Source organism: Syntrophomonas sp. UBA5494 (assembly GCF_002426325.1).
Map to the genome: position 1 here is coordinate 1 of NZ_DIPG01000122.1, position 11,651 is coordinate 11,651.

General features: G+C 49.4%; 15 protein-coding genes. 13 read left to right on the forward strand and 2 right to left on the reverse strand.

What is annotated here, in order from left to right; genetic code table 11:
• Window positions 1-127 precede the first annotated feature (127 nt).
• From B3W37_RS13310 to B3W37_RS13325, 4 genes are all read left to right on the forward strand, one after another.
• Window positions 128-619, forward strand: a complete 492-nt coding sequence (locus B3W37_RS13310) for a methylated-DNA--[protein]-cysteine S-methyltransferase (protein WP_483176114.1) — start codon at window positions 128-130, stop codon at window positions 617-619.
• Between the two features lie 58 nt (window positions 620-677).
• Window positions 678-1,115, forward strand: coding sequence for an MOSC domain-containing protein (locus B3W37_RS13315; protein WP_483168762.1), 438 nt, complete (start codon window positions 678-680; stop codon window positions 1,113-1,115).
• A gap of 216 nt (window positions 1,116-1,331) precedes the next feature.
• A complete protein-coding gene (locus B3W37_RS13320; protein WP_483168763.1) occupies window positions 1,332-2,105 on the forward strand; it encodes an AzlC family ABC transporter permease in 774 nt (257 codons plus the stop codon).
• 14 nt (window positions 2,106-2,119) lie between these two features.
• Complete coding sequence (locus tag B3W37_RS13325; RefSeq protein ID WP_483168764.1) at window positions 2,120-2,407, forward strand: AzlD domain-containing protein; 288 nt, start codon at window positions 2,120-2,122, stop codon at window positions 2,405-2,407.
• A 149-nt stretch (window positions 2,408-2,556) separates the two neighbouring features.
• Here the strand turns inward: B3W37_RS13325 and B3W37_RS13330 are convergent, their stop codons facing one another.
• Window positions 2,557-3,243: a phosphoribosylaminoimidazolesuccinocarboxamide synthase gene (locus B3W37_RS13330; protein WP_483176115.1), complete on the reverse strand. Its 687-nt coding sequence runs from the start codon at window positions 3,241-3,243 to the stop codon at window positions 2,557-2,559.
• A gap of 176 nt (window positions 3,244-3,419) precedes the next feature.
• Here B3W37_RS13330 and B3W37_RS13335 point away from each other — a divergent pair, with 176 nt between their 5' ends.
• The gene (locus tag B3W37_RS13335) at window positions 3,420-3,653 is read left to right on the forward strand and encodes a YdeI/OmpD-associated family protein (protein WP_483176116.1); all 234 of its coding nucleotides are present in this window, start codon (window positions 3,420-3,422) and stop codon (window positions 3,651-3,653) included.
• Window positions 3,654-3,712: 59 nt separating this feature from the next.
• Here B3W37_RS13335 and B3W37_RS13340 read toward each other — a convergent pair whose 3' ends face one another.
• On the reverse strand, window positions 3,713-4,969 hold the full coding sequence (locus B3W37_RS13340; protein ID WP_483168767.1) for an alpha/beta fold hydrolase: 1,257 nt from the start codon (window positions 4,967-4,969) through the stop codon (window positions 3,713-3,715).
• Window positions 4,970-5,079: 110 nt separating this feature from the next.
• On the opposite strand from B3W37_RS13340, the gene B3W37_RS13345 reads away from it, so the two are divergent.
• The 8 genes from B3W37_RS13345 to B3W37_RS13380 all read left to right on the forward strand — a co-directional run bounded on the left by B3W37_RS13345 (window position 5,080) and on the right by B3W37_RS13380 (window position 11,605).
• Window positions 5,080-5,436 carry a metallopeptidase family protein gene (locus B3W37_RS13345; protein WP_483168769.1) on the forward strand — a complete coding sequence of 119 codons (357 nt, stop codon included), beginning with the start codon at window positions 5,080-5,082 and terminating at the stop codon, window positions 5,434-5,436.
• Window positions 5,437-5,655: 219 nt separating this feature from the next.
• The gene (locus tag B3W37_RS13350) at window positions 5,656-6,546 is read left to right on the forward strand and encodes a peptidylprolyl isomerase (protein WP_483176117.1); all 891 of its coding nucleotides are present in this window, start codon (window positions 5,656-5,658) and stop codon (window positions 6,544-6,546) included.
• A gap of 270 nt (window positions 6,547-6,816) precedes the next feature.
• Window positions 6,817-7,170, forward strand: a complete 354-nt coding sequence (locus B3W37_RS13355) for a PadR family transcriptional regulator (RefSeq protein ID WP_483168771.1) — start codon at window positions 6,817-6,819, stop codon at window positions 7,168-7,170.
• Complete coding sequence (locus B3W37_RS13360) at window positions 7,157-7,813, forward strand: permease prefix domain 1-containing protein (protein ID WP_483168772.1); 657 nt, start codon at window positions 7,157-7,159, stop codon at window positions 7,811-7,813. The genes B3W37_RS13355 and B3W37_RS13360 overlap by 14 nt, the downstream gene beginning before the upstream one ends.
• Window positions 7,814-7,919: 106 nt before the next feature.
• Window positions 7,920-8,528: a DUF2269 domain-containing protein gene (locus B3W37_RS13365; protein ID WP_483176118.1), complete on the forward strand. Its 609-nt coding sequence runs from the start codon at window positions 7,920-7,922 to the stop codon at window positions 8,526-8,528.
• A gap of 103 nt (window positions 8,529-8,631) precedes the next feature.
• On the forward strand, window positions 8,632-9,171 hold the full coding sequence (locus tag B3W37_RS13370; protein WP_481038952.1) for a hydrolase: 540 nt from the start codon (window positions 8,632-8,634) through the stop codon (window positions 9,169-9,171).
• 298 nt (window positions 9,172-9,469) lie between these two features.
• Complete coding sequence (locus tag B3W37_RS13375) at window positions 9,470-10,003, forward strand: RNA polymerase sigma factor (RefSeq protein WP_483169496.1); 534 nt, start codon at window positions 9,470-9,472, stop codon at window positions 10,001-10,003.
• 18 nt (window positions 10,004-10,021) lie between these two features.
• Window positions 10,022-11,605, forward strand: coding sequence for a LolA family protein (locus B3W37_RS13380; RefSeq protein ID WP_483176119.1), 1,584 nt, complete (start codon window positions 10,022-10,024; stop codon window positions 11,603-11,605).
• Window positions 11,606-11,651: the final 46 nt, after the last annotated feature.

Below are 11,651 nucleotides of genomic sequence, written 5' to 3' on the forward strand. Positions count from 1 at the left end.
CAGGATTGTCGACAAACCGGATGTAAAACCGCAAGGACTATGCTGATTAGATTCTGCCGAAAAAGAGGCGGGGACGAGACAGGAATTTTGCTCCTACAATCCCTCCGTCTATCCAGACCAGCGGGAGGTGGCAACAATTAAAAACTTGTACTATTATAAAACCGATGTCGGACTTATTGGCATAGCCGATAATGGCCAGGCTGTTACCGACTTGTTTTTCGCCAACGAAATCGCGCCCGGCGATGTGGTCCAAAAGGAAACCAGTCTCATCAGACAGACGGCTCACCAGATGGAGGAGTATTTGCAGGGTAAACGCAGATTTTTTGATTTACCATTGCATCTGGAAGGAACAGCGATGCAGCAGATGGTGTGGAAGGCATTGCTGAAGATTCCTTACGGCCAGACCCGCAGCTATAAACAGATCGCCGAGCAGATAGGCAGGCCCAGGGCTTACCGGGCTGTTGGCAGGGCCAACAACCGCAATCCCATCTCTATCATAGTGCCCTGTCACCGCGTTATTGGCGCTAATGGCAAACTGGTGGGATATGGCGGCGGATTGGAATTAAAGCAGCACCTGTTAAATCTGGAAAGAGTTCATGCTGGTCAGAGTTTTGCGTAAGACTGATGACAAGCCTCCGGTGCAGATTAAGGATTCATAGCTGGAAAGGCGGTTCTAAATGGAAAAGGGGAAGATTTATGCAATTTCGATTAGCCCGGAAAGGGGACAGCTGAAACAGGAAGTCGCCGAAGCCAGAGTGATAGCCGGCTACGGCATAGAAAATGATGGGCATGCGGGAGATTGGGGACGGCAGATCACCTGTCTCAACCGGCAAAGCGTACTCAAAGCCAATCGGCAGCATGATTTAAATGTTGGTCCCGGCGGTTTTGCGGAAAATATTTTAATTGACGGATTGGATTTCTCCGCAATTGCTGTAGGCAGCAGACTGAAACTGGGTCAAGAGGCAGTCATAGAGGTGACCCAGATTGGCAAAGAAGATCATCCCAGCGTAGTGACCAGAACTCTGGGCATCAGCCTTTTACCTGCCGAAGGATTATTCTGTAAAGCCTTGAGCGGAGGCGTGATACGCAAAGGGGATGCGATTGAAATACTTTAAGCGCAAAGCTCAAATACCAAACCGGCTCGAGGCACAACCGATTAGAGATAACTGAAATCATTTAAGCCTTATTATTTATGGCCTGAAACCCGGCGGTACAGCTGTCCGAAAGTACCGCCCCGGGTTTTTGGGTTACCCGGAGTGTCATTTTAAGATTACTAGAATGCCGGAAATAAATCTGGGCTGCGAGTTTATTTGTATGGTAGACTTTTATCTATGAATGAGAGCAGCAATGTCAATAAATCAGCTGAGGAACAGGAGGCCCGGTTCACGCCGGCTGAAGCAAATACAGCGCAAACTTTTGCACAGGGGCTAAAAGCCGGACTGCCCATCGCTATTGGCTATCTTCCCATTGCCATCGCCTTTGGGCTTCTGGCGCGCTCGGCAGGGGTTTCCCTCTATGTGGCCGTATTGATGTCATTACTGGTCTTTGCCGGAGCCAGCCAGTTCATCGCCGTAAACCTTCTGGCTTTGGGCACACAGGCCTGGGAAATCATTTTGACCACCCTGGTGATCAACCTGCGCCATTTCTTGATGACCGCTTCACTCTCCCAGCGTCTGGCTCCGGAATTGTCCAAAAAATGGAGAAGCCTTCTGGCTTTTGGGATAACTGATGAGACCTTTACGGTAGCCTCCCTGCAAACCCCATCCATTCTGACAGCGCCTTTTGTACTGGGACTTAACCTGATCGCTTACTCATCCTGGGTATTGGGAACCGGGGCGGGGGTATTGCTAGCCGGCGGATTGCCCGCGGCAATACAGGCCAGTATGGGTATTGCTCTCTATGCGATGTTTATCGGGCTCCTGGTACCTTCTTTGCGCAACGGTCTGCCGGTCATAGTGGTGGTATCAGCGGCTGTAGCCCTTCAGGGGCTTATGAACTGGGTGCCGGTGCTCAGCTTCCTGGCCACCGGCTGGAAGTTGGTCATTTCGGCCAGCCTGGCGGCGATGCTGGGGGCGGCGTTTTATCCGGAGGGGGTGGAGAGCTGAGCGCTTTAGAACTGATGCTGATCGTTGTCTTAATGGCTGCGGTTACCTATATACCCCGTATGCTGCCACTGGTTTTTTTGCGCGATATACGAATGCCGCCTTACCTGCGGGCCTGCCTGCAGTTCATCCCTTATGCCGTCCTGGGCGCGCTTATTTTCCCGGGGGCGCTTTATTCCACCGGCAATATATCAACCGCCATCGCCGGAATAATGGGATCGGCGATCCTGGCCTTCTTGCGCCTCAATCTGGTTATAGTCGTGGTAGGCGGAATCCTCTGTGCCTATCTCTTCGGCCTGCTGTGACCGGAAGACGATTTAGCTTGCAGCCGCTGCCAGGGATCACGGGATTAGATCGTACGCGGAATGACGCGTGGGGATGCATGCAACAAGTATACAGAAAAAACTCGAGTCTGTCCTCACACCTCGGCGTAATGACAGACTCGCCTCGTTCTCTAGTCATTGAGCATGATTTTTTCCAGATCCAGAGGTTGGATGTGCCGGCCGTCTTGGTAGGCTCTCATATTGCCGCCGGAAATCTCGTCCACCAGCGTTATCTGCTGCTCAGGCCCCACCCGGCCGAATTCAAATTTGATGTCATACAGTTCCAAGCCTTTTTTGGCCATTTCATCCTTCACCACTCTGGTAATTTTACGGGTGAGTTCTTTTAATACCTGATACTCGGACTTGGAAAGAATGCCCAGGAGTTCCAGGGCGTCCTCGGTAATGGGAGGGTCCTCGCGGGCATCGTCCTTCAAGGTCACTTCCACAAAATAATCCAGAGGCTGCGCTTCCTGTACATAATCGCCATAGCGGCGCAAGAAACTGCCTGCCGCGCGCAAACGGCACACGACTTCCAGGCCTTTGCCGAATAGTAGCGCGGGTTTAACGGTCATAGTGGCATTTTCGATATCCGCGTCGATATAATGGGTAGGGATGCCCTGTTTTTCTAATAGCTCAAAGAAGTACTTTGTCAACCGCAGCCCGGCCCGTCCGGCGCCTTCAATTGTCAAACCAATGGTGTTGCAGCCCGGGTCAAATACCCCGTCCGCTCCGGTGGCATCATCTTTGAATTTCAGCAAATAATTGCCGTCCGCAAGACGGTAAACATTCTTGGTTTTGCCGGTATAAATCAGTTCCAATTGCAACGATCCTTTCCAAGCCATTTTGGGCTTATTATAACCCAAGTATTTCTAATGAAGCAATATTTACACATGGCCTTCAGCCCTTATCGCTTTTGTGGCATTATGTTCATAAAAGAATTGTTTAATGCTTGACCGGGTCATTCAAACTAATCGCACCGAAAGGGGATAATTGCATGTCAGCTTTGCAGCGCCCTGTTCATCCGGTTCCGGATTTTGTTCTGGACGCACTCTTGAAGGAAGGTTTGATGGATAAGTACAAACGCGGGCCGCCATATCAACAAAATGATTATATAGGCTGGATTACACGAGCAAAACGCTATGAAACTCAGCTTAAGAGACTCAATCAAATGCTTAGCGAACTCAAAACAGGAGACAAATACATGGGTATGGATTACAAGGCGAAGTAGGGGAGCCGGGCACCTCCGCTTAAAAGCATCACTTGTCAGGGAGTAGAAGCAATTTACTATTACTGTGTCAGCCCTATGGGATTCTGCAGGGGAGGACTATTAACCAGCACGTGGTTTAACATGGCGTCCCGTATCTCTTCAGGACCGGCGCCATGACCGGATTCAAGCCAGATCAGCTCTTTGTAGGGGGCCTCGAGCACATTGTAATAACGCTCCAGCAGCGAAGACATGGCATTGACATCCTGGCGCCCCGCCAGGAAGTACATGGGAACCTCCATTCTGGCCGCTTGAGTGGTGAAGTCCAGATCCTCTAATTGCGGGTAGACCACGGTAAATGACTGTATTAACCCCCTGGCGAAATTGACTTTGTCAACCAGACCATATTCGTCCGCGAACTGCGGGACCAGAAAGGCTACCATTTCCACGCGTATATTTCCCATATGCTCAAACAGAACGTTGTTGTAGGCGGCATATTTATAGGCCATACCCTCCCCGAAATAAGGTGGCTCGCCATAACCGCTGAGCTTTTGCAGCAAATCCTGTTCGCCTTTTTCAGCAGCCAGCTGCAGGCTTAACCGATAACCCAGTCGGTCGTTTTCAACGGTATTGACCATTTGTCCGGTTCCTATATAGGCATAGTAGTTTTCAGGATGCTGATGCACCAGTTTGGTGCCGATTATAGTACCCCAGGACAGCCCCATTACATAGATCTTATCTTGATTAAAGCGCTGGCACAGTAATTCCGTCAGTTCCCGGGCATCAGAGACGAATCGATCCACCGTCAGTGTGGATATGGGAACCGCTCCATAAGACTTGCCGGTGCCGGGCTGATCCCAATTTACCACCACAAAATCATCCTCCAGGGGCTTAAGGGTCAGGGAATTGGCGGGAAAACCGCCTGCGCCCGGACCTCCGATTCCCAGATATAACAATACCGGTTTGTCGGCGTCTTTCCCCCGGATGGTTATCCATTGTTCTGTGCCGCCTAACCGCACCTTTTCCAGAACCGCAATGCTATTGTCACCGGTAATACCGGGAGTGGCGGCGTAATGCTGGGAGGCCGCTACAGCTAACAGAGCTAAGCCAACCAACCCCAAAATTATACCCACAGCAGCCAGAACGCTCCTGCGCATACGAAACCAAAATATCATCAGAACGAATTGCATAGCAAACAACAGCATCCAAACATAAAACGGCACAGCAGTGGCAATAGGCAAATCTGCTACTGGTAGGATTGATAATATATAGGTGATCAAAACAGTGGCGGTCAATATGATGTTTCCCAGGCTGTTTAACGATTTGGCTGGTTGGTTCATGAATCACCCTCCTGTTAGGCTGCTGTTTATTAACTTTGTATCATAAAGCCGTTAAAATATATAGAGCGAAATCTCTATTGCCGCACGATCAGAGACAAGGAGGATGTATTGTGGCCAAACCTACATTTGATGAATTTACGGAAATGGTGGATGAAGCGGTTAATCGCGTCCCGTCTTATTATTATCGCTGCCTCAACGGAGGCTTCAATGTTCTGCGGAAGAAAAAGCGCGAAGATGAATTTTACATAATGGGTGAGTATGTCGAGGACGAGCATCTGGGGTGTCTCATCGTTTTTTACTACGGTTCATTCGCTGCTTTGTTACATGACGAGCCCCTGGAAAGCTGGGAACAAGAGATTATGGATACGGTTCTGCACGAATTGCAGCATCACCTGGAATCCATGGCGGGGTGTGATGACCTGGCCCGCAGGGAAATCGAGGAATTGGAGAAAACCTTGCGAAAATAGAAGGTTTCACCCTAGGAACAGGACGTTTGGACTGTATAACCCCAATTGGAATGTTTTGGCCCTGGTTGATCTATCCCGCAGTTATCTCGAAACCGGCTTCGGCCTTTAAACCATATCCTATCCCGGGGTTTTTCCATTATATACCATGCAAATGTACACGAAACCGACATAATGGTGTGCTACCATATACAGAGACATTAAGGAGTGTGATTCGAAACAATGAATGAAAGCAAATCCAACTTAACGCGGCTGATAGCCTTAATTGTGATTTTCACCATCATTGGTGTGGGAGCGGGCTATGGGGCAGCACAACTGAGGCAGCCGGTGGTGGCCAGCGTCGATAGCGAAAAAATCACTAAAGATGAGTTTTATGATTCGCTGGTTAAAGCCAACGGCAATCAGATTCTGGATTCTCTGATAGCTCAAAAGATCATCAAGCTCGAATCCGCAAAACAGAACATTGTGGTTTCCGAAGCAGAGATCCAAACGGAACTTAATAAATATTATGACTACTACGGAGGCGAGCAAGCCTTTATTGACACTATTCAGGCCAACGGCCACACTATAGATGAAGTGAAGGAGGATACGGCGACAAACCTTCAGGTTAAAAAGCTGATGGCCCCAAACATCACTGTAAGCGAAGAAGATATACAAGCTTATTTTGAAGAAAACCAGGATTCCTTTGCGCAGCCCGAGCAGGTCAAAGCCAGTCACATTCTGGTTGACAGTGCGGAAAAAGCCAATGAAGTTAAGGCCAAGTTGGATGGCGGCGCCGATTTTGCTCAACTTGCGCAGGAATATTCCACTGACACCAGCAACAAGGATAGCGGCGGAGATTTGGGATACTTCGAAAGAGACACCATGGTGGAGGAATTTGAGGAAGCCGCTTTCTCATTAGGAGTCGGTGCCATCAGCGCTCCTGTGCAGACCGAGTACGGCTACCATATCATAAATGTCACCGACAAAAAGGCCGCCCAGGAACCCAACTATGAAGCCAGTAAAGAAGGCATCAGAAATACTTTGCTGGATGAAAAAATAAGTGATGAATATTCCGCCTGGATGGACGGGTTGTACCAACAGTATAATGTACAGAACTATTTATCCGAATAAGTTTAATAGGCGTTGAGGTCATATCTTTGATGCCCGGTCATTATCAACCATAGTTTTGTATCTATCATAATGACCGGTTCAAGCCGCCCATTATGATGGGCTATTACAAGCAAAACCACATGCCAACCTCTTTCTCCGGGGACTTTGACAGTATGTCTTCCATTTAAGGAATGACATGCCGGCAAGGTCCCCTTATTCATGCCGCTTATCCCATCTACATTGACAGACATAGTAATATGTTATATATTATACTATAGGAGGTGTAATAATATGGGTGGCAGAATTACGACAGATTTGATACGCGGTCACACCGATACCATCATCCTGAACATACTGCGGCAAGGAGACAGCTACGGATACGAGATTTATAAAACCATCATCGCATTGAGCGGACAGCAATATGAACTGAAAGAAGCCACCCTGTATTCGGCTTTCAGACGCTTGGAGCATGACGATTTGATTGCCTCTTATTGGGGCGATGAGTCCCAGGGAGGCAGGCGCAAGTATTACCGCATCACGGAAAAAGGCCGGGAGAACTATGAACAGAATAGAAAAGACTGGCGCTTTGCCAAGGATATTCTGGATAAATTGATAGAAGGAGGCCTTGAAAATGTTGAAAAGTGATAGTCCCCTCAATAAAAAAATCAACGATTACCTGGACCATTTATTTTCCGGGGTTGGAGCCAGTCAACAACTCTTTGATTTAAAGGAAGAACTGGCAACCAATCTTAAGGAAAAGACTCAGGATATCAAAGCCCGCGGTCTGGATGATGATCAGGCCTTCAGAGAGGCGGTGATTTCAATGGGTGACCTGGGCGGCCTGGTCGATGATATGCGCAGGCTGGGGCAAGATACCGCCAGACAAACGGTATATACATCTATGAGCGCTCGTATTTCAACCGCAGGCATAGTGATCGGGGTGTTGCTGATTCTTTTCGGATTATTCACCTCAGCCATGCTGTATTTCATGCGCGGCTCCGGGGTTGAGGTAGCGGGCGCCGGGATATTCGTGGTTGCCGGGGGAGCCCTGGTGACTTATAGCGTACTGACCAGGGAAAGCAGAAATAAATATGCCATGAACAAGGTCAGGGCGGCTCTTTACGCCATATCGGTAGGGCTTTTGCTTTTCAGTCTTTTCACCGGATTAGTAACCCGTTATGCCACTGGTGAGATGTTCATTGCCATAGCTTCGGTTATGATATTCTTCCTGGCAGGCACCGGATTGTTCCTTGCCCTGGCCTTAACCGGAACCGATCGCCGCAAATAGAAGTCTTGGAGCCAGTCGCCGCCCACCCGGGCTGGCTGCTTAAAACCATGGCGGGGACGGGATCAGGATAAAGGTTCTCTGTCCCCTTATTTATGGAGGTAAGTTTATGCTGGAATTACTCATTACTTTAGTAAGCATTCTGATTTTTGTATATGGCCTGGTGATGCTTTCAAGGCTCTTTTCCGCCCAATTAAGCCAGAAGCAAAAAAAGTGGTGGCTTATAGCCCACATCATTTTCGTGATAATATATTTTGCCGGAGTTCTGGGGGCACTCTTATTGACCAGTATGGCTGCCAATCTGATTACAGAAAATGCTCAAATCAACGCGGCCCATCTGTTCGCCAGGTATTTTGATTGGTTCCTGGTCATTCCCGGTGCTTTAGGCTGCATGATCACCGGTATCTGGATTTCAGTAAGGACCAACTGGGGCCTCACCAGGTATTATTGGATCATAGTAAAAACCCTGGGGAATATAGCTGCCATATTATTTGGGAGCACCTTTATGCGCCATTGGCTTGAAGAGACCATTACCTTGAGTTCGGCAGGGCAAATCCATCTCGTGGAGAATACAACTTATTTGCACAGCCATCAGATGCTGATGATCGGAACTATAATCTCGCTTTCTATCCTGCTTTTCTTGTTGCTCACTTCTTATTTAAAACCTTGGGGGAAAAGGGCTCTGCCTGTCAAGTCCCAATCGCTTAACCTGCCATAATTTCTACAGTCCAGTTTATTGCGATTTTAACATGAGTTGGTTCTGTGCATAGAGATTCATGATAGAATAACCATACAATGATCTTTCTGGAGGAGGGTGCCAAATGCTGGTTATGGATAATACTGCCTTGTTGTTGGTAGATATACAGGGGACGCTGGCCAGGACGGTGCATGAGTCCAATCTGGTTTTCGATAATTGGCTCAAGCTCATAAAAGCGGCCAAACTGTTTAAACTACCCATCATCATGCTGGAACAGTATCCCCAGGGACTTGGAGCGACAATTCCTGAGGTAAGCAGACTCCTGGAAGATGTGCCTCCCATAGAGAAAATCACTTTTAATGCCTGTCTAAATGAAAATTTTTTAAAAAAGGTCAGTGAAACCGGGCGAAAACAGCTGCTGGTAGCCGGTATTGAGGCTCATGTCTGCGTATACCAATCTGTCAGCGGCCTGCTCGAAGAACATTATGAGGTCCATGTGGCTTCAGACGCGGTGTCATCCCGCAAATCCTGGAATCGGCTGGTAGCCTTGGAACGCATGCGCGATCAGGGCGCAATCATCACCACGACTGAGATAGCCCTTTTTGAAATGATGCGGATAGCTGATAACGAGATGTTCAGGCAGTTCATCACCATAGTGAAATAAACTGGAGTAAACAACTGTCTGCTTCTGATCATATGCCGATCAGGGTATCATATTACCTTGATCGGCTTTTTCATGCTTCTCTAGTGTCCATGCCAAAATATACCAAGACAGCGGTTATCCGCCCCCGCCCTCACGCTTACGCATTTTCTTGGGTATACTGTTTAATCAAGAGGCTGATTATTGGGGGGCCTGGTTTGAACTATGACTTAAACATCTCTTAAGTCTCCATGTAACACCTGCCAGGGTTTTGTCGTCTTTATTTTTAAAGCCGATCGGTTAAAAGAAGGTGAGACGATTTGTGATTACTGCTGAACATCTCAGAAAAGCTGCGCAAGGCGAATCTCGGTCAATTGAGCACATTTGTCTGGAATTATGGGAACCGCTTTATGGGTTTATCTATTACAGGGTACAGAACCGGGAAGAAGCGGAGGATATCACCCAGGATACCTTTGTAAGAACCCTGACCTACTGCCAGCGCCATAATACCCAGCCTGACAATATCCAGGCTTTTATGAAAATGGTTGCACTCAATATAATCCGGGATGGTTGGCGGCAAAAACAGCGCCAGGGTAAACTCATCAGTTTCGAAGAGGCCAAACCGCTGGAAACGGTCGCGGCGGATGAGCAAAAGACCATTGCCGAAAGAATGCAGATTGAAAATGCCTTGACCCAATTGAAACCTGATCAAAAGGCCGTACTTGATCTAAGAATATTAAAAGGTTACTCTGTGGCGGAAACGGCTAAAATGCTGGGAAAAAGCGCAGCAGCGGTTCGCGTCACACAGTACCGGGCCCTGCAGGCCTTAGCGCAGATGCTGGATGAGCATGACTAAACCGGGAGGGATGAAAAGGTGGATAATAAAGAAAATATTCTTTCCGAATATATTGATGACTTGAACCGAGAAAAAAAACCTGAAAACGATTGCTATGGCGCTGACCCTGAACTAGCCAGGCTGTGTGAGACGGTTAAAGCAGTGAAAACCTTAAAAGAACCGGCTCTTCCCGAAGAGGGCTATGCGCACCGGTTGGCACAAAAGGTAGCTCTTGAAATGGCTCAGAGTTCCCGGGAGGAACTTAATGAGAAAGGTGCTGTTCGGTTGAACAAACGAAATAGGACCGCCCGGAGGAAACCGGTCCGGCCCGGATGGCTGCTGCCGGCCGCCACCGCGCTGGCAGCCTGCGTGCTGATCTTTGCGATGTTCGTCAGCCGCCCCGGTATATTCCATACGGATGTGGCTCTGGCAATGCAGCAGGCAGTAGGGCAGTTATCCAGCTATCACGGAGTGCTGGAAATGCGCTCCCATAATGAAGCCGGTCAGGAATGGCTGGTACGGCAGGTGGAGCTCTGGTCAGAAGGAGACAAGTATGCCATCAAGCAGAGTGACGGCACCCTGACAGTCAACAACGGCCGGCAGAAATGGCAGCTGCGCCCGCAAAAGCAGGAGGTGGCCTTGCTGCCCTTACTCCCTGATCCTGCCCGTCAGGGGTTTGATTTGCGCGACGAGGCCGCTCGGGCTTTAAGCTATCCGCATCAGGTGGTGGGTTCAGAGGTCATAGCCGGTCGTCAGGCCAGCAAAATGCGAATATCCCCTCCGGGAGGTCTGGAGTATTATCTGTGGGTTGATAAAGAGACCGATCTGCCCATTCAACTTCAAACCGCGATGCAAAACGCACTGCAGACCACTTATACATTTGTGAGCTTCGAAGCCAATACCCAGATTGATCCAGGTATATTCGACTACCAATTGCCGCCAGGTTTTAAAGTGGCGGATAGCGACCCCGGACAGATTGTCAGCACCGTGGAGGAAGCGGCTGAGATAAGCGGTTTTATTCCGCTGCTCCCGGAGGAGTCCCCATCCCGTATCCTGGCTTTTGCAAGCCGCATCGTCCTTGACTATGGTGATACTACTATTGTGGAAAAGGTCGCCCAGGGCGTCTTTGAACCGGCTGCCAATTCCGCGCTGGGTACGGCTGCGGGAGGCCCGCTGGAGGTATGGGGGGAGAGCCTGCGCTGGAGGCAGGATGGCATTGAGATCCAGGTATCCGGGGCTCAGCGGGCGGCCCTGGCGGCCCAGATCGCACCCGGCCTCGCTCTTCCTGAAGCCAGCCGGGATCTGGCCGGCCAGGCCCGGGTCAAAGTTGCGGTGGATATGGACATTGTCAAGGCCGATCAGCAGCAGGTGGATCGGGGCAGCAGTCCCTGGCAGCTGGATCCTTTACAGGTTTCGCTCACCTTTGTCAATCTCAAAGTTTCGCCGGAAGGCATTGTGGGTGAGCCCCAGATCGGAGCGGCCTCCTTTCAGACAGCAATAAACAATGGGGTGCAGGCGGTGGTTGAAGTGTCTGCGGGACCGGTCAGCAAGGTATATTTAAAGCGTCTGGTGCGTCAGGACGAAACCGGAATCTGGTCGGTGGTCGGTTACGATCCGCGTTAAATATAACAGACCTCCATTCGAGCATACTACTAAAGGCCATCAACTG